The sequence below is a fragment of the Streptomyces sp. SGAir0957 genome, assembly GCF_043523415.1.
This window is the reverse complement of sequence record NZ_CP027293.1, coordinates 8323966-8341004: the sequence shown is the minus strand read 5'-3', so window position 1 is coordinate 8341004 and position 17039 is coordinate 8323966. Positions and strand designations below refer to the sequence as shown.

The 17039-nt window shown below is 69.1% G+C and carries 13 protein-coding genes; 6 read left to right on the top strand and 7 right to left on the bottom strand.

Annotated elements, in window-relative coordinates; genetic code table 11:
• The first annotated feature begins 155 nt into the window (after positions 1–155).
• Positions 156–404 carry a hypothetical protein gene (locus tag C1N81_RS43250; protein WP_394437254.1) on the top strand — a complete coding sequence of 83 codons (249 nt, stop codon included), beginning with the start codon at positions 156–158 and terminating at the stop codon, positions 402–404.
• Positions 405–577: 173 nt separating this feature from the next.
• On the opposite strand, the gene C1N81_RS43245 is transcribed toward C1N81_RS43250, so the two are convergent.
• A complete protein-coding gene (locus C1N81_RS43245) occupies positions 578–2023 on the bottom strand; it encodes an endo-1,4-beta-xylanase (protein ID WP_394437253.1) in 1446 nt (481 codons plus the stop codon).
• 677 nt (positions 2024–2700) lie between these two features.
• On the opposite strand from C1N81_RS43245, the gene C1N81_RS43240 reads away from it, so the two are divergent.
• Complete coding sequence (locus C1N81_RS43240; protein ID WP_394437252.1) at positions 2701–4179, top strand: non-reducing end alpha-L-arabinofuranosidase family hydrolase; 1479 nt, start codon at positions 2701–2703, stop codon at positions 4177–4179.
• Positions 4180–4296: 117 nt separating this feature from the next.
• On the opposite strand, the gene C1N81_RS43235 is transcribed toward C1N81_RS43240, so the two are convergent.
• The 4 genes from C1N81_RS43235 to C1N81_RS43220 all read right to left on the bottom strand — a co-directional run bounded on the left by C1N81_RS43235 (position 4297) and on the right by C1N81_RS43220 (position 8928).
• Complete coding sequence (locus C1N81_RS43235; protein ID WP_394437250.1) at positions 4297–5472, bottom strand: glutathione-independent formaldehyde dehydrogenase; 1176 nt, start codon at positions 5470–5472, stop codon at positions 4297–4299.
• Positions 5473–5689: 217 nt separating this feature from the next.
• Positions 5690–6847 carry a hypothetical protein gene (locus C1N81_RS43230; protein WP_394437248.1) on the bottom strand — a complete coding sequence of 386 codons (1158 nt, stop codon included), beginning with the start codon at positions 6845–6847 and terminating at the stop codon, positions 5690–5692.
• 73 nt (positions 6848–6920) lie between these two features.
• Positions 6921–7970: an AraC family transcriptional regulator gene (locus C1N81_RS43225; protein WP_394437246.1), complete on the bottom strand. Its 1050-nt coding sequence runs from the start codon at positions 7968–7970 to the stop codon at positions 6921–6923.
• Between the two features lie 319 nt (positions 7971–8289).
• On the bottom strand, positions 8290–8928 hold the full coding sequence (locus C1N81_RS43220; RefSeq protein WP_394437245.1) for a histidine phosphatase family protein: 639 nt from the start codon (positions 8926–8928) through the stop codon (positions 8290–8292).
• Between the two features lie 378 nt (positions 8929–9306).
• Here C1N81_RS43220 and C1N81_RS43215 point away from each other — a divergent pair, with 378 nt between their 5' ends.
• The 3 genes from C1N81_RS43215 to C1N81_RS43205 all read left to right on the top strand — a co-directional run bounded on the left by C1N81_RS43215 (position 9307) and on the right by C1N81_RS43205 (position 11864).
• The gene (locus C1N81_RS43215; protein WP_394437243.1) at positions 9307–10668 is read left to right on the top strand and encodes an epoxide hydrolase family protein; all 1362 of its coding nucleotides are present in this window, start codon (positions 9307–9309) and stop codon (positions 10666–10668) included.
• Between the two features lie 74 nt (positions 10669–10742).
• The gene (locus C1N81_RS43210; RefSeq protein WP_394437241.1) at positions 10743–11441 is read left to right on the top strand and encodes a DUF4331 family protein; all 699 of its coding nucleotides are present in this window, start codon (positions 10743–10745) and stop codon (positions 11439–11441) included.
• Between the two features lie 30 nt (positions 11442–11471).
• The gene (locus C1N81_RS43205) at positions 11472–11864 is read left to right on the top strand and encodes a DUF4331 family protein (RefSeq protein WP_394438577.1); all 393 of its coding nucleotides are present in this window, start codon (positions 11472–11474) and stop codon (positions 11862–11864) included.
• Between the two features lie 75 nt (positions 11865–11939).
• Here the strand turns inward: C1N81_RS43205 and C1N81_RS43200 are convergent, their stop codons facing one another.
• Positions 11940–12950 (bottom strand): NAD(P)H-dependent flavin oxidoreductase, encoded by a 1011-nt coding sequence (locus C1N81_RS43200; RefSeq protein WP_394437239.1) that lies wholly within the window; start codon positions 12948–12950, stop codon positions 11940–11942.
• A gap of 226 nt (positions 12951–13176) precedes the next feature.
• Between C1N81_RS43200 and C1N81_RS43195 the strand changes: the two genes are divergently transcribed.
• Positions 13177–13902 carry a dienelactone hydrolase family protein gene (locus C1N81_RS43195; protein WP_394437237.1) on the top strand — a complete coding sequence of 242 codons (726 nt, stop codon included), beginning with the start codon at positions 13177–13179 and terminating at the stop codon, positions 13900–13902.
• A gap of 47 nt (positions 13903–13949) precedes the next feature.
• On the opposite strand, the gene C1N81_RS43190 is transcribed toward C1N81_RS43195, so the two are convergent.
• Entirely contained in the window at positions 13950–16796 is a 2847-nt protein-coding gene (locus tag C1N81_RS43190) for a lectin (RefSeq protein ID WP_394437235.1), read from the bottom strand.
• Between the last annotated feature and the right edge of the window lie 243 nt (positions 16797–17039).

Sequence of the window (17039 nt, the reverse complement as noted above, 5' to 3'; positions counted from 1 at the left end):
ACAGGCCCGGTGGAAAGCAGCCGAATTGAGGACGTTCAGAGGTTGGCCGCCATCCGCGTGGGAGGCAACGAGCCCCTGCTCCGCCCTGTCGGGAACCCCGACCCAGTGGAGAACGTCCTGCCATAAAAGATCAAGGTTGCAGGAGAGGAATCCCGATGGGCACGCCCGAACGAGGTCGAAACGACGAGACCCGGCCGGCGGCGGACGCCCCCTGGTGGGCCGGGCTCGGCCTGGTGGGAGGTGTCGTCCTCGTCGCGATCGGAGGAGCTCTGCTGCTCTGGCTGATGTGGGGCGGCACGGACGGCGACGGCTGGTCCCCGTACTACGGGGCCGCGAAAGTCCTGGCCATCGGGGTAGTCATCGCCGGCACGACGCTGACGGCCCGAGGCCGCGCGCGTAAGTAGCCGCGCAAGACAGACCGCCCTGGGCACGGGCGGAGGAGAGATCCGGTGGAGCGCCATCGCGCGTGCGCCCGGCGCCTCCCCCCTCTCGCCGCTGTAGGGCGGTCGGTCGGGCTGGAGGCGCCGGGCCTTGATCTACGGCGTCCTACGTCACGCTGTCCCTCGCGCCGGCCTCGTCAGGTGCGGGTCCAGCGCTGGTTGCTGCCGTTCGAGCAGGTGTAGAGCTGGATCTGGGTGCCGTTGGCGGTGCCGTTGCCGACGGCATCGAGGCAGAGGCCGGACTGGACGCCGACGATGGATCCGTCGGAGTTGAGCCGCCACTTCTGGTTGTCGGCGCCCCAGCAGCTGTAGATCTGGACCTTGGCGCCGTTGCCGGTGCCGGCGGCGTCCAGGCACTTGTTGCCGTAGACCCTGAGCTCACCGGCGTCGGTGGACGTCCACTGCTGGTTGGTGCCGCTGTTGCAGTCCCACAGCTGGAGTTGGGTGCCGTCGGTGGTGCTGGAGCTGGGCACGTCCAGGCAGCGGCCCGATCCGACACCCTTGATCTGTCCGCCGCCGTCGCCCGGCGGCGTCGACGTACCGCCGTTGAGCGCGTTGAGGACGGCGGTGTACGCGGACTTCTTGCTGCCGTCGTTGTTGAACAGCAGCGGGGTGTCCTGCGAGCGCCACGAGTCGGAGTCGCGCACGCCCCACACGGTGATGCCGAGGCAGCGCGAGACGGCCAGGCAGTCGTTGGTCACGCTCGCGTAGGTCGTGGGCGAGGCGCCCTGGATGTCGAGTTCGGTGATGGCGACGTCGACGCCGAGGGCGGCGAAGTTCTGCAGTGTGGTGCGGAAGTTGCTGTTGTACGGGCTGCCGCTGTTGAAGTGCGACTGGAAGCCGACGCAGTCGATCGGCACGCCGCGCTGCTTGAAGTCACGGACCATGTTGTACATGGCCTGGGTCTTCGCCCAGGTCCAGTTCTCGACGTTGTAGTCGTTGTAGCAGAGCTTGGCGGCCGGGTCGGCGGCGCGGGCGGTACGGAAGGCCACCTCGATCCAGTCGTTGCCCGTGCGCTGCAGGTTGGAGTCGCGCCGTGCGCCCGAACTGCCGTCGGCGAAGGCCTCGTTCACGACATCCCACTGCGCGATCTTGCCCTTGTAGTGGCTCATCACGCCGTTGATGTGGTCGATCATCGCCTGGCGCAGGGTGCTGCCGCTGAGGCTCTGCATCCAGCCGGGCTGCTGGGAGTGCCAGGCCAGGGTGTGGCCGCGGACCTTCTTGCCGTTCTGCACCGCCCAGTTGTAGACGCGGTCACCGGCGGAGAAGCTGAACTGGCCCCGCTGCGGTTCGGTGGCGTCTATCTTCATCTCGTTCTCGGCCGTCACCATGTTGAACTCGCGGTTCGCGATGGTCGTGTACGTCGAGTCGCTGAGCCTGCCCGAGGCGATGGCGGTACCGAAGTAGCGGCCGCTCTGCGCCGCCGCCGCACCGAGCGTGCTCTCGGCGGCGTGCGCGGGCGGCGGTGCGACCAGGGCGAGGACGACGCTGAGGACGCCGACGACCAGCGCAAGGAACGCCTCGCGTGTCCTGCGGCGGGCGGGGGGTCGGACAACGGGTCTGGGCAGGGCGTACGAGCCCATGGCTGTGCCTCCAAGCTAGACATCACAGGGGCGGGCCGGGATCGGGGCGGTACGGCGGTACCGGACTCGCGGCCGGGAAACGCGGACGCGAGTCCGGTACGTGTGCCACGCCGTCGGTCGGCGGACGACGCGTGGCATTGGCAAGGGCGTCGCAGCACGGACGACGAAGACATCTCCGGGTCCTCCCTCGCTGCTCAGCCGGATAGCCGTGCGGGCCGCGCACCCTCGACCGGGACAGCGCCGGGGATGCGATGGGTGGTGCGAAACAGGTGGCCCCGACCCCTGACGTTCGAGGTGTCGAACTGCGGCCGGTTTCTCAGACACGGATGATCGAGTCGTTGACGGTGACTCGTCAATGGGTTGCGCGGAATAAGTTTCGGCTTTGTTTCCGAAAGACTCGAACTCGGCAGGTCGGCCGGGGGATCGCGGCGACATCTTCCCCATGCGTGCCGCTTAACCCTCCCCACAGCTTTCACCTGCGGCGTTGAGTATGAGCCGCAGGCATCGTATGCGGCCAGAATGGCGAGAGGCCTTGACCCGGGAGGCGAGCGTTCCTAGCTTGTGGCGTCACACCTTCCGGGATCTCTCCGAAATGTTTCGCAATTTTCGATCCCGAGTAGCCGCTGCCCGGTGGGTCCGGCCAGCTCACTCCCGCCCCCGCCTCAAGGAGTTCTCCGATGAGGGTCCGCCACCCGTCCCCGATCCGTCGATTTCACGCCAGACGACTGCTCGCGCTCCTTTCGCCTCTGTTATTGCTGATCGTCTTTCTCGGCGCACAGCCGGCGAGCGCGGCGACCGTCGACACCAACGCCTCGTACGTGCTGGTCAACCGCAATAGCGGGAAAGCGCTCGACGTCTACAACCTGGCCACCGGCGACGGCGCCCGCATCACCCAGTGGACCCGCAACGACCAGGCCCAGCAGCAGTGGCAGTTCGTCGACTCCGGTGACGGCTACTACCGCATCAAGTCCCGCCACTCGGGCAAGGTCCTCGACATCTACAACTGGTCCTCCGCGAACGGCGGCTCGATCGTCCAGTGGTCCGACCTCGACGCCGCCAACCAGCAGTGGCGCCTCGTCGACACCTCGGACGGCTATGTGCGGCTGATCTCGCGCCACAGCAACAAGGCCCTCGAAGTGCAGGGCGCCTCCACCGCCGACAACGCGAACGTCGTCCAGTACGACGACTGGAACGGCGCCAACCAGCAGTGGCAGCTCGTGAAGGTCGGCAGCGGCGACAACCCCGGTGTGTGCGATCTCCCGTCCTCCTACCGCTGGACGTCGACCGGCGCACTGGCGCAGCCCAAGTCCGGGTGGGTCTCGCTCAAGGACTTCACCGTCGTCCCCTACAACGGCAGGCAACTCGTCTACGCGACGACGCACGACACGGGGACGAGCTGGGGTTCCATGAACTTCGACCTGTTCACCAACTGGTCGGACATGGGATCGGCCCGGCAGAACACGATGTCGGCCTCCACGGTCGCACCCACGCTCTTCTACTTCGCGCCGAAGAACATCTGGGTGCTCACCTACCAGTGGGGCGGGACCGCCTTCTCGTACCGGACGTCGAGCGACCCGACCAACCCGAACGGCTGGTCGTCACCGCAGGTGCTGTTCTCGGGGAGCATCTCCGGCTCCGGCACGGGACCCATCGACCAGACGCTCATCGGCGACGGGACGAACATGTACCTGTTCTTCGCCGGTGACAACGGCAAGATCTACCGGGCCAGCATGCCCATCGGGAACTTCCCCGGCAGTTTCGGCTCGACCTCGACCACCGTCATGAGCGACACGACGAACAACCTCTTCGAAGCCCCGCAGGTCTACAAGCTGCAGGGACAGAACCGCTACCTCATGATCGTCGAAGCGATCGGCTCGCAGGGCCGCTACTTCCGCTCCTTCACGGCCACCAGCCTGAACGGTTCCTGGACGCCCCAGGCCGCGACCGAGAGCAACCCCTTCGCTGGCAAGGCCAACAGCGGCGCCACCTGGACCAACGACATCAGCCACGGTGAACTGCTCCGTACCAGCGCCGATCAGACCATGACCGTCGACCCCTGCAATCTCCAGCTGCTCTACCAGGGCCGCAGCCCCTCGTCGGGCGGCGACTACGGACTCCTGCCCTACCGTCCGGGACTGCTGACCCTGCGGCGCTGACGTTCTGACGCTCCATCAGGAACGCCCCATCAGGAACGCCCCATCAGGAACGCAACAGCAAGGTGCGGTGCCGGGACTTCGCTCCGGCACCGCACCCGGCTTCACTTCAAGCGTTCCTCACCGCTTGTGGCCGTTGCCCTGTCCGTCGGGGTGCAGGACCACCTTGGTCCAGCCGTCGTCACGGGCGTCGAAGTGCTCGTACGCGCTCGGCGCCTCGTCCAGGCCGAGCTCGTGGGAGACGATGAAGCTCGGCTTCGCCTTCCCTCCGGCGATGAGGTCCCGCAGCGCCCGGTTGTACCGCTTCACCGGCGCCTGCCCGGTGCCCATGCGCTGCCCCTTGAACCACATCGTCCCGAAGTCGAGCGGCACCTTGCCCTTCGCCTCCAGCTCGCCCTGGGCCTCCGCCCCGCCGGGGTCCTCCGGCAGGAACACGCCCACCACTCCGATGTCGCCCGTGAACCTGACCGCGTCGATCAGGCCGTTGAGCGTGAGACTGGCGTCCTCCTGTCCCCGGGGGTCGTGCGCCTGGTAGCCGACGCATTCGCAGCCGTTGTCGGCGCCGAGGCCGAGGGTGGCGTCCTTGACGACGTCGGCCGGGTTCTGTTCGGCGGTGTTGATCGGGATGGCGCCGATCTCCTCCGCCTTGGCCAGCCGGTCGGGCTGGTGGTCGGCCACCCAGACGCGGCCTGCGCCCTTGAGGACGGCGGAGTAGGCCGCCATCAGTCCGACGGGTCCCGCCCCGTAGACGATGGTCTGGTCGCCCGGCTTGACGTGGGCCATCTCGGTGGCGTGGTATCCGGTGGGGAAGATGTCGGCGAGCATCACGTAGTCGCTCTGCCGCTCGGCGGCGTCCTCGCCGAGACGCAGCGCGTTGAAGTCCCCGTAGGGCACGCGCAGCAGTTCGGCCTGGCCGCCCTGGTAGGGGCCCATGTCGGCGAAGCCGTAGGCGGCGCCCGCGAGGTCCGGCTCCGGCTGCATGGTGAGGCAGTAGTTCGTCAGCCCTCGCTCGCACTGTTTGCAGAAGCCGCAGGCGATGTTGAAGGGCAGGACGACGTACTCGCCGACCTTCACCTTGCTGACGGCCGAGCCGACTTCGACGACCTGGCCCATGTTCTCGTGGCCCAGGGTGCGGCCGGACTCGAACGAGGTGCGGCCCTCGTACATGTGCAGGTCCGAGCCGCAGATGTTGGTGGTGGTGATCTTCACGATGATGTCGCAGGGGTGCTCGATCTTCGCGTCCGGCACGTCCTTGACGGTGACCGTACGCGGTCCGTCGTATACCGCTGCCTTCATGATGACTCCCCTTGGTGTCACGACACGGCGGTGACGGCTCACGATCCCGTCGACGCGTCTACGCGGGGGTTCACGGCTCGGACATGCTCGGCGAACCAAGAGCCCAGACAGGGACTGCGTCAGCCGGTCCGGCGGAGACGATCGTTCACCGTTCGCTCGGCCGATGTTCTGATGTCCAACGGCCGGCCCTGGATGCCTGTTCGGCCCAAGTCACCCGCTAGTCGCCGTGGTCTCCTTCCAGCATACGACGGCGTTCCTGTTCACGCTTGGAGTAGGCGGCCGCCCGGATCGCCTCGTCGCTCTCCAGGCCCGAGCCCAGGGCACCGCCCACCGTGGCGACCGAAGCGACGAACCAGGCCAGCGTCACGTAATCCGCCGCGTCCAGCGGGGACCTGGTCAGCGTCGAGAAGACGCGGTCGTTGAGGATGAACAGCGCCCATACGAAGTTGATCACCATCAGGCCGATGTAGCAGGCGACCACTCCGATGCCGACGGTCACGATCGTCGAGGCGTTGTACAGCCTTGCCTTCTGCCGCGCCTCCGGTGAGCTCTTCGACGGACGGTGCCACAGCTGCGCGTCCACGATCAGCCAGCCGATCATGGTCGCGATGGAGCCGATCGTGGCAATCACGAGACGGGGCGTGCTCAGGGATTCGGCGAGGCTCCAGACGGTCGAGTTGACGGTGGCGACGGCCCCGGTCGCCAGCGCGGCCGCCAGCGCTTTCGACAGACCCGGCACCAGCCGCCAGGGCCGGTTGGCGCGGACCATCCCCGCGAGCACCCGCAGGCGGCCCCGCCTGCCGCTGACGACGTACAGCAGATCGGGCGACTCCTCGGCGCCATCGGGTTCCGGGCGGACAGGCACGATGTGTCCGGCCATCGGTGCCGACAACGGCGGGCGTGGCGAGCCCTCCTCGTCCTCGCCGGCCGATGGGTCCATGAGGCCGAGCACGGCTTCCTCCACGGCCTGCCCGGCTTTCCTCTGCAGGCGCAGGCCGCCCAGTGAGGGCAGGGACAGCAGGGCCAGCCCGTGCCCGTGCTGCACGTCCACCACCAGGGTGTGCCCCTCGGCGCGCAGCGGAAGGTCGGTGAGCGCCACGACGACGTCCCAGTTCTCCGCGTCCGCGCGGTCCCTGATCCGGCGCATCAACGTGGGCGGCTCCTCGCTGCCCGACGTGAAGGCCTCACTCACCACCTCGACGTCGAACCGTAGCCCGGAGCCGGCTCTCTCGGCCAGCCGGTCCGGCAGAACGCGGACCATTCGCTGCGCGACCTCCGTCGGCGCGTCCGGATCCGCCAGCAGAGCGACGACCGTCACCCTCGAAGACGACGGACTCGTATGCCCCGACCCCTCACGACTGCTGCTTGCGCACATGTGGCGACATGATGCCCGACGGGAGGCCGCGATCCGCGGTGACACGCTTCCCCGCACACCCGGCGCCGCCGCGTCAGGGGCGGGTCGCGGAGAGAGTGGTCGAGGGCGTCACGCCATAGCGCTGTCGGTAGGCGGCGGCGAACCTGCCGAGGTGCGTGAAGCCCCAGCGGTAGGCGACATCGGTGACGGTCACCTCCCCCGCTTCCTTCGCGCGCAGCTCCTCATGGACCCGGGCCAGGCGTGTTCGGCGCAGGTAATCCATGGGGGACATGCCCACGTGCTGGCGAAACCCCTGCTGCAGCCGCCGGATGCCCACCCCGGAGATCTCCGCGAGGGCCGTCGCGGTGAACGGTTGCTCCGGATGCGCCTCCATGGCGTCGATGGCGCGTTTGACCGGGGCGGGGCGACTGGGCCGCACCGGCCGGGACAGCTCTTCGCGGTAAGGATGGTGCGTCGCCAGCAGCAGGCCGATCAGCAACGCCTCATGCAGTCTGTCGGCCACCGCTTCCTGCCCGATGAGCCCGCGCGATGTCTGTGCGTCCTCCGCCGCCATAAGGGCCAGCCGGGCCCAGCTGCGCCCGGGGCCGCGCGAGACGTCCATGCAGGGGTGCAGCCTGAGGGGCAGCCGGACCGGGGCGTCGATCAGGCGCTCCAGCTGCAGTTCGAGGGCGGGCCGCTCGATCTTCACCGCGAGAAGCCGGCAGTCGCCGCTCCATCGGTCCAGCACCGTGTTACGGCCCGGCTCGAAGACGGCGGCTTCGTCCACGGTCGCGAGGAGCGGGTCGCGGCTTCCCTGGTGCCACGCCATGGACCCGGACAACGGTATGTCGACGTGGTAGGCGTCCAGCTCGCCGAAGCGCATACGCAGGTCCGCGCCGAACTCCAGCGTGCCGAGCGCCACCCCGTGCAGTCGGCTGACCGCGAAGCGTCCGCAGAGGGCGGCCGACGGCTGAAGCAGGTCGACGACGTTGCTGTAGAAGTTCTGCCCGATGAGGTGCCGGGCCTCGTCGAGGTCACCGGTGCGGAGTCGGACCGGCCGGGCGATGTCGGCGCGGAGAGCCGAGACCGCCTCGCCGTCCCGACGCTCCGGCGCATCGCCCGCCTCATGCCGGTCTGTCGGCACGGACCGCGGCCAGGGCGACGGAATCACGTGTTCCCGCGGAACATCGGACACAGAATGGTTGCGCATTCATACAATTCTGCCGCCCCGCCGCGTGGGCTTGCGCCGAACGCGTGCCGCTGTGACCGATCGGCTGCGCTCAACGGATCAAGACGTGTGTTGACCGGACTGTGTCCGCCGGAACTTCTGCCTAACGTGGCCCCAGGGCCCTCACCAGCCCTTCCGCAGTGCCGACCGACGGGACACCCGCTCGGCCCGGCCGCGGCCGACGCCCCGGGTGCCCGGACCCCGCGCCCAGGGCGTCGGAAGACGGCGGGGGTTTTCAATGTCGCGCGACGTCGAGATGGCGCGTGTCGCCGAGACTGACGACTTGCCGGTTGTGGAAGAAGTCGTCCTCGCGCAGCGTGGTGATACTGCCGGAAGGGCCCCGGAAGCTGACGTAGTCGGCCGACTCGATCGGCATCCTGATCCAGGACGCCAGGACGAAGGTCAGCGAACCGCCGTGCGTCACGATGATCTGGTGTGCGCAGGGGCGCCGCAGGATCTCGTCCATGGCCTCGTAGACGCGACGCACCCACTGCGCCTTCGTCTCAGCACCCTCCACACCCTCGTCATGGTCCATCCGCTCCCCGACGGCCGGCGGCGGGACGAAGCGCTGGTCCAGCCACTCCTGAGGCATCCCGCCCGCCTCGCCGTAGGACTTCTCCCGGAGTCTGCGGTCGAAAGTCGGCTCCACGCCGAACAGGGCGGCCACCGCCTCGGCGGTCTGCCGTGTGCGCCGCAGGTCCGAGGAGAACAGCTCGACTTCCGCGCCGTCGGGTATCCGGGCCCTGAGCGCCTCGGCGATGGAAGATGCCGCACGAACGCCGGAAGGCGTCAGGCGCGAGTCGTGCCATCCGCCCACGACTCCCTCGACGTGGTGCGTTGCCTCCGGGTGGGTGACGACGTAGAGGGTGCGCACAAAGGCCTGCCTTTCGATCGACGCGCGTCTGAACACGGCCCGCCACCGTATCCGGACGCGATGCGGAGGCTGGGCACCGGAGTTGACCGCGCTGATCACCGACAGCGACGTCGCCCCGTTCCTGCGCCCGCTGTACGCCCTGCCGACCCCACAGGACGAGACAGGCCGAGAGTCGCTCCGTCCTTCTCGTCCAGTACCTGCACGGCCCGCTAGACGCAGGAGTGACTTTTGACGGGATGCTGACAAGGCCGCCAGGGATCGGCGCTCGATGTTCTACCGTCCCTCTCGCGACTGCGGATTCAGGGCGCGCCCAAGACCTCGTTCCACGGTGACGCGGAGCCGTTCACCCGCCGCCGTCACCGGGAGAAGGAGCTTCCGATGAGTGCGAAAGGCAAGAGCGGTCAGATCAATTCGGGGCGTCGGCGGTTGCTCGGTCTCGCCGCCGGCGGTGCCCTCGTCGCTCAGCTCGGGTTTCCCTTCCAGGCGCGGGGAGCGACGACGGGCGAGCAGCCGGCCGTCCCCCCGCCCGGAACCGCCCGTTCGGCGGCACCGGTGAAGCGCGTCAAAGGCGTACGTCCCTTCCGTATCAAGGTCCCTCAGAGGGAGATCGCCGCGCTTCGGCGCCGTCTGCGGGACACACGCTGGCCGGAGAGAGAGACCGTCGACGACCGGACCCAGGGCGTGCAGTTGGCGAAGCTCCGCCCGCTGGTCGAGTACTGGGGCAGTGGCTACGACTGGCGCAAGGTGGAGGCCCGGCTCAACGCGTTGCCGCAGTTCATCACCGAGCTGGACGGCCTCGACATCCAGTTCGCCCACATCCGCTCACCGCACACCGGCGCCCTGCCGATGCTGATGACGCACGGCTGGCCCGGCTCGATCGTCGAGCTGTTGAAGGTGGTCGGACCGCTCACCGACCCCACCGCGCACGGTGGGCGCGCGGAGGACGCCTTCCACCTCGTCCTGCCGACACTGCCGGGATACGGCTTCTCCGCCAAACCCTCCTCCACCGGCTGGAACCCCGCCCGCACGGCACGGGCCTTCGACACGCTCATGCAGCGCCTCGGCTACCGGACCTACGTCTCCCAGGGAGGTGACTGGGGTTCGACCGTCTCGCACCAACTGGCACTGCAACGTGTCCCCGGTCTGCTCGGCATACATGTCAACATGCCCGGCACCGTGCCGCCCGACATCATCCGACACCTGCGCAACTACGACCCCGCGCCGGCGGGACTGTCGGAGCGCGAGAAGACCGCCTACGACCGGCTGCTGCACTTCTATCGCGACGGCTACGGATACGCGGCGATGATGAACCAGAGTCCGCAGACGATCGGCTACTCCCTGGCCGATTCCCCGGTCGGGACGGCGGCGTTCAACTACGACAAGTTCGCGGAGTGGACCGACAGCGGCGGCGAACCCGAGAAGGTCCTCACCTACGACGAGATGCTCGACGCGATCTCCTTCTACTGGCTGACCAATACGGGGACTTCGTCGTCCCGGCTCTACTGGGAGGCCGCGCGTGGGGGCGGTGGCCCCTTCGACGCCGTCGACATCCCGGATGTCCCTGTCGCGGTCACGGTGTTCCCGGGTGAGATCTACCCGGCGCCCCGGAGCTGGGGTGAGCGGGCCTACGGCAACCTCATCCACTGGAACGAGGTCGACAAGGGCGGTCACTTCGCCGCGTGGGAGCAGCCGCGGCTGTTCTCCCAGGAGGTCCGCGCGGCCTTCAGGACGCTGCGCTGACGGCCCGGCATCAGTCGGCACAGTGGTGCCCCGCAATTACGTCGGATGACGGATGTACAGCGGACCGCCGCTCCATGACCGTTGCTGTCGACGATCCACGGACCACGTACATCGAACCCACCTCCAAGGCAGTCGGCATCGACGCACCGTCGAAGCTCGGGTGCGATGCCGCGCGCCGCCCGCTCCGCTCCGCACCGTCGGCCGACAGGAGTTCTCCCATGGCGCACCACGTCTCCGGCCTGGGCATCAGCCCCACGAGCATGGACCCCAGAAGTCACATCACCGATCTCTACGTGTTCCAGAAGCCCGGCGACGCGACCAGGACCATCCTGGTCGTCGACATCAACCCGACCTCACCGATCACCGATGACGCCGTCGACCACGAGTCGGTCTACGAGATAGGTGTGGACACCGACGCCGACGCGGTCACCGACATCGCCTTCCGTCTGCGCTTCTCACCGGTGCGAGAGGGCGCACAGACCGCGACCCTGCGACTGGCCACGGGCCGCGAGGCCGCCGCCGACCTCGACGCGGGGGACACCATCCTGCGCGACGCCCCCGTGACCTTCGGCTCCGAGCCGCAGATCAGCACGGCCGGCGACTTCAGGTTCTTCGCCGGGCTCCGCAGCGACCCGTTCTTCGCCGATCCCGTCGGCGCGGCCGACAAGTTCCAGTGGACCGGAAAGGACCTCTTCGCCGACAAGAACGTCTTCGGCATCGTCCTCGAAGTCCCCAACAGCGCCCTCGGCCCGAACCCACAGGTCGGCGTCTAGGCCCGGGTTCTCGTACCGCACGACGGCCGGCTGGTCCAGGGCGACCGCGTCGGACGGCCCGGGATCGACGCCAACTTCAACCAGAGCGACGACGACAAGCGGATCTGGAACCAGCAGGAACCGTCCCACGACCGCGAAGGCTTCCTCGCCAAGTTCGCGCACGTCTTCGAGCACGCGGGCCACCCCAGTGACCGGGCCCTCGCCCTCGCGGAGAGCCTGCTTCCCGATCTCCTGACGTACGACTGCACGAACGCCGCAGGTTTCCCCAACGGCCGCAACCTCACCGACGACGTCATCAACATGGGAGTCGCCCAACTGAGCAACGGCGCCGTACCCCACGACGGCCTACGCCCCCACACCGACCTTCGCGCCGACTTCCCCTTCCTGGGCGATCCCCACCCACGGCAGCGAGTGACGGGCTGACCTCTGCCTCTGGACACGAACGCACGAGTGCGTGAATGCCCGAATGCCCGAATGCCTGAATGCCCCGACGGTCCCTCACGGACGGAGGCGCGTCGTCAGGACCCGTTCGGCTTCGTCCATCAGCTCCCGGACGATGTCCGCGGCGGGCCGGACGAGGCCGACGCCCTGGCCCATCAGCCAGGGCATCTCCTCCCAGTCCGCCCGGGTGGCGGGGGTCGGCGGCAGCACGTTGAACTTGCGCAACACGGTTTCCTCGCCCTGGATGACCGTGGTGCCGACCTGGTCGAGTCCGTCCCGGTCGGTCGGCACCTCGTCCAGCCGGTCGCTCCACTCCCGTACGACGCGGTCACGCTGCACCCGCATCGGATTGAACTCCGGCCATTCGGGGCCGAACACCCCACTGCGTACGGTGTCCTCGCCCCGCGCGGCGATCAGCCGGTGATGATGCTCCGGATGTACGTGCGCCTCGTCGGAGGCGACCAGACGCGTCCCCACCCATACGCCGTCGGCGCCCAGACACAGGGCCGCCGCGACCTGCCGTCCGTCGGTGATCCCGCCCGCCGCCAGGACGAGCGCCCGCTCCCCCACGGCGTCCACCACCGCGGGCACGCCGACCATGGTCGGCAGTCCGCCGTAGTTGTGACCGCCCGCCTCCCAGCCCTGGGCGACGACGACCTCCACGCCGTCCTCGACAGCCCGCCCGGCCGCGTCGGCGGAGCCGACCTGCTCCCACACCGACACCCCCGCCTCACGCAACTGCGCGAGCTGGTCCTGCGGCGGATGGCCCCAGTGGAAGGAGACGATCGGCACCCGCTCCTCGGCGCAGACGCGGACCAGTTCACTCGTGTCGAAGTACGTGATCAGGTTGATGTGGAACGGAGCGTCGCCCACACCCTTGCGCAGCTCGTGGATCACCTGCTGGAGCGTGTCCGGGGGCATCAGCCCCGCCCCCACGCCGCCGATGCCCCCGGCGCCGGAGACGGCCGCTGCCAGCTCGGGGGTGCCGCCCGCGAAAGCCATCCCGGCGCACACGAACGGATAGCGGACGGCGAACCTCTCGGTGAGGCGGGTGGTCAGCGCATTCATGTCGGCTCCCCTCGTGAACCGGGCCGCTGCGGGCGTGCGCGCGGGAGGCCCGCGACGCTCCGGCAGGTTCCCACCGGGCGGCAGCGGGGGGCCAGGGTCCTGCGCGCATCCGCGCGGACCGCCACTGGCTGGTTCCGGACGCCGACGGGGTGACGCGGGAGTACGCCCTCTGCCGACGGCAGAACACCGGCCCGGCCGGGCTCGACGATCATTACGGTCCAGCCCCATGACGACGATTACCACGCGCACGGTCGCATACGCGGCCGACGGCCTGACGATGAGCGGGCATCTCGCGCTCCCCACCGGTGCCGACCGCCGGCCCGCGGTCCTGGTCGGGCCCGAGGGGGTGGGCCTCAGCGACATCGAACGCCGCCGGGCCGACGCGCTCGCCGAGCGGGGGTACGTGGCGCTGGCCTTCGACCTCCACGGCGGGCGCTACCTGGACGACCCCGAGGAGATGCTGGCCCGTTGCCTGCCGCTGCTCGCCGACCCCGGCCGGATGCGGGGCATCGGCCACGCGGCGCTCGACGTCCTGCACGCCGAGCCACGGGCCGACCCCCGCCGGATCGCCGCCATCGGCTACGGCACCGGGGGCGCGATCGCGCTGGAACTCGGGCGCGACCGCGTCGACCTGCGCGCGATCGCGACCGTCAACGCGCTGACCACGGGGCGGCCGGGCGAGACGGCCCGCATTCAGTGCCCGGTGTGGGCCGGGGTCGGGTCAGAGGACCCGATCATGCCGCCTGCGCAACGGGAGGCGTTCACCGCCGAGATGCGGGCCGCGGGCGTCGACTGGCGCCTCACGGTCTACGGCGGTGCCTTGCACGCCTTCCATCACCCCCCGGTCGACCACACCGTGCGACCCGGGGTCGGTTACCATCCGCGGCACGCCCAGCGGGCCTGGCGGGACGTCCTCGACCTGCTCGACGAGTGCCTGCCCCTGCCGGAGTGACCCGGTCGGCAACCACGACCCCGGACCGCGCACCATGGACGGCCCTGCTAGCGGTTCCCGCTCCCGGCCGCACCCGTAGCCGTAGTCATAGTCCCAGCCGTAGTCGTAGTCGCCGGGAGCGTCCAGTTCTGCGCCCCCGTGCCGTTGCAGGTGTAGATCTGCAGCTGCGTGCCCCCGGACGGCGCCGAGTTGGGAATGTCCAGGCACTTCCCGGAGTTCGGGTTCAGGAGCGAACCGTTGCCGCTCGGCTTCCACTGCTGCGCGCCGGTGCCGTTGCAGCGGTAGAGCTGGACGAGGGTGCCGTCGGCCGTTCCGCTGTTGCTGACGTCGACACATTTGCCGAGCACGCGGAGTGTGCTGTCGGCGGCGACGGTCACGTCCTGGGCGTAGGTCTGGTTGCACCCCCAGGTCTGGAGCTGTGTGCCGTCCCCCGTGCCGGAGTTGGCGACGTCGACGCACAGCTTGCCGTTGGTGCCCGCGACGGCCGACGCGAGCGGGCCGATCCGGGGCGTGGCCGGGGCCGCGACGCCGCCGCTGTAGGAGGGCGGTGCGGCGGAACTGCCGGACGCCCAACCGGTGTTCGCGGTGGCGCCGAGGTTGTAGGTGAGGGTGCCGCCCGAGGTGACGGCCGCGGCCGGGGCGTAGGCGTTGTTCCAGGAGGCCCCGTTCCAGGACGCCGACTGGACGTACGGCGCGTCGTCGGCGGCGCCGTTCCCATTGATGGTCAGCGTCTTGCCCGAGGGCAGGGTGACGACGGCCTGCGGGAAGACAGGCGAGCCCAGAGCGAGATCGGCCGTGCCCGGGGTCTGCGGGAACATGCCGAGCGCGGACCACACGTACCAGGCGCTCATCGCCCCGAGGTCGTCGTTGCCGTTGGCGAGACCGCTCGGCGCGGTGGACCAGATCTGGTTCTGGATGGCCCGTACGGTGCTCTGCGTCTTGTAGGGGGCGCCTGTGTAGTCGTACTCCCACGGCAGTTCGATGCTCGGCTCGTTGCCCACCCAGGCATAGCCGTTGGCGCCGGTGAAGCTGCGCAGCACGGTGTCGAGGTAGTGGTTCATGGCGGTGTTGCCGCCCTTGGCCTTGGCGAGACCGGCGACGTTGAACGGGATCATGCCCGTGTAGATCCACGAGTCGCCCTCGACCATGTCCGTACCGCTGGTGGGGTCGAAGCCGCCGGTCCACGCTCCGTCGGCGTTGCGCGGCTCCACGAAGCCGGAGGCGGGGTTGAGGACGTGGCGCCAGTTCTGCGCCCTGGCGGCATACGTGTTCTGGCTCGCGGTGTCACCGAGGGCGCCGGCAAGCGCGGACAGGGCGAAGTCCGCGGTGTTGTACTCGAGGGTGGTGGCGACAGGGCCGTAGAAGTTGCAGCAGCCGTAGCTGCCGTCGTGCGGCATCCAGCCGGGAGAGTTCAGGTAAGTGAGTCCTGGGCGGTCGTTGTTGGTCTTCGAGGCCTGGGCGACCAGCCCCTTCAGCGTCTCGGCGGCGTCGAACCGCCGGGCGCCGAAGGCGTAGTAGTCGGCGATGATCGCGGCGGCTGGGTCACCGACCATCACATACGACTCGCCGTTGTACTCCGACCACTTGGGGAAGATGCCGGTCTGCCGGTAGTCGTCGAGCATCGACTGCGCCGTGTCGGAAGCCACCTGCGGGTCGACGAGCGCCTCCAGCTGCGCCTGGGAGCGGTAGATGTCCCACCCGGAATAGTTGCCGTAGACCGCTTGGTGCCCGGAGTCGACGGTATGTGTGCGGCCGTCGAAACCCGCGTACTGCCCGTTCGTGTCACTGACGATGTTCGGGTGGAGCAGGGAGTGGTACAGCGCCGTGTAGAACATCTGCTGGTGGGCGGCGCTGCCGCCGCCGATCTGGATCTTCCCGAGCTCGCTGTTCCACGCGTTCTGGGCGGCGCTTCGGGTGGCGTCGAAGTCCCAGCCCGTGTTCTCCGCGGTGCGGTTGGCGGTGGCGTTGGCGACGGACACGTAGCTGATGCCGACCTTGGCCTGCACGGTGGGATGTGCGGTCGCGTCGAACGTCACGTAACCGTTCTGGGCGGGTGCGGCCTGCGCCTTCTCCCCCACACGTGTGCCGGCGTCAGAGGCGGTGGCCGGTTCACCGTGCAGGACGGGCTTGTTGGGTTTCTCCACGGCGCTCTGTGCGGCGCCCTGCCCGGCCGGCTCGCGGAGGGTGGACGCGGCGGCACTGGCACCGCTGGTCTTGAAGGGCTGGTCGAAGACCATGTCGAAGTAGACCGTGTAGGTGTTGCCCGCCCCGCAGAAGCGCCCGCTGGTGACCTGGCCGCTCACCTCGGTGGACGAGACGACGTTGAACTGCGTGTTGCTCGCCCCGTTCTGGCTGCCGGTCAGCTTGAAGACCAGGTTGGCCTGCGTGGTCGAGGGGAACGAGAAGCGCGCCATGCCGCTGCGCCTGGTGGCGGTCAGCTCGGTGGTGACCTTGTTGTCAAGGGCCACCTTGTAGGACCCGGCGGAGGCGCTCTCGTTGGCGTGGCTGAAGCTGTCGGTCGCCGAGGTGCTGACCGCGCCGACGGTCGGGAGCACCGGGACGTCCCCGGCGGCGCCGCAGCCGGGCCCCGCGATGTGCGTCAGGCTGAAGCCGGTGATCGACTTGTCGTTGTACTCGTAGCCGCCGCCCGGGGGCCGCGAGGGGGTGTCGGGGCTCCACTGCACCATGCCGAACGGAACGTCGGCGCCGGGGAAGTCGTTGGCCTGGTTCGACGTGCCGATGAACGGGTTGACGAGTGTCGCCGGCGCGGCCACGAGGGCTGGGGCGGAGGGGGCCGCCGCGGCTCCGGGCGCGACGAGGAACGACGCCGCGAGCGCGGTCGCGGCCAGCAGCCCGGTGCCCAGGGACACCGATGGGTGGGGGGTGCGTCTCATGTCCTTGATCTCCTTGTGCTGGTGTCCACCGGGTCCGGGGACCGGCGGGCAGCGTGCGGGACAGGACTGTGCGGGACGCCTCTGACAACGTTGTCCCCGATGAGCGGGGAGCTTCGAGCGCCGTTGAGGCGAAATTGCTTGGGGTGTTCCGTGCACGGCGGAGCGCTCAGTTGCGCGGGAGCGGGGCGCGTGCCTTTCGGGACGGTAGAACTGTCGACAGGTTCACGTCAAGAGACGGGTCCG

Excerpts from the sequence above, each read along its gene's own strand:
- C1N81_RS43215 (WP_394437243.1), top strand. The coding sequence starts at position 9,307 with ATGAGTGCGAAAGGCAAGAGCGGTCAGATCAATTCGGGGCGTCGGCGG.
- C1N81_RS43230 (WP_394437248.1), bottom strand. The coding sequence starts at position 6,847 with ATGTGCGCAAGCAGCAGTCGTGAGGGGTCGGGGCATACGAGTCCGTCG.
- C1N81_RS43200 (WP_394437239.1), bottom strand. The coding sequence starts at position 12,950 with ATGAATGCGCTGACCACCCGCCTCACCGAGAGGTTCGCCGTCCGCTAT.
- C1N81_RS43235 (WP_394437250.1), bottom strand. The coding sequence starts at position 5,472 with ATGAAGGCAGCGGTATACGACGGACCGCGTACGGTCACCGTCAAGGAC.
- C1N81_RS43190 (WP_394437235.1), bottom strand. The coding sequence starts at position 16,796 with ATGAGACGCACCCCCCACCCATCGGTGTCCCTGGGCACCGGGCTGCTG.
- C1N81_RS43195 (WP_394437237.1), top strand. The coding sequence starts at position 13,177 with ATGACGACGATTACCACGCGCACGGTCGCATACGCGGCCGACGGCCTG.
- C1N81_RS43240 (WP_394437252.1), top strand. The coding sequence starts at position 2,701 with ATGAGGGTCCGCCACCCGTCCCCGATCCGTCGATTTCACGCCAGACGA.
- C1N81_RS43245 (WP_394437253.1), bottom strand. The coding sequence starts at position 2,023 with ATGGGCTCGTACGCCCTGCCCAGACCCGTTGTCCGACCCCCCGCCCGC.
- C1N81_RS43210 (WP_394437241.1), top strand. The coding sequence starts at position 10,743 with ATGACCGTTGCTGTCGACGATCCACGGACCACGTACATCGAACCCACC.
- C1N81_RS43250 (WP_394437254.1), top strand. The coding sequence starts at position 156 with ATGGGCACGCCCGAACGAGGTCGAAACGACGAGACCCGGCCGGCGGCG.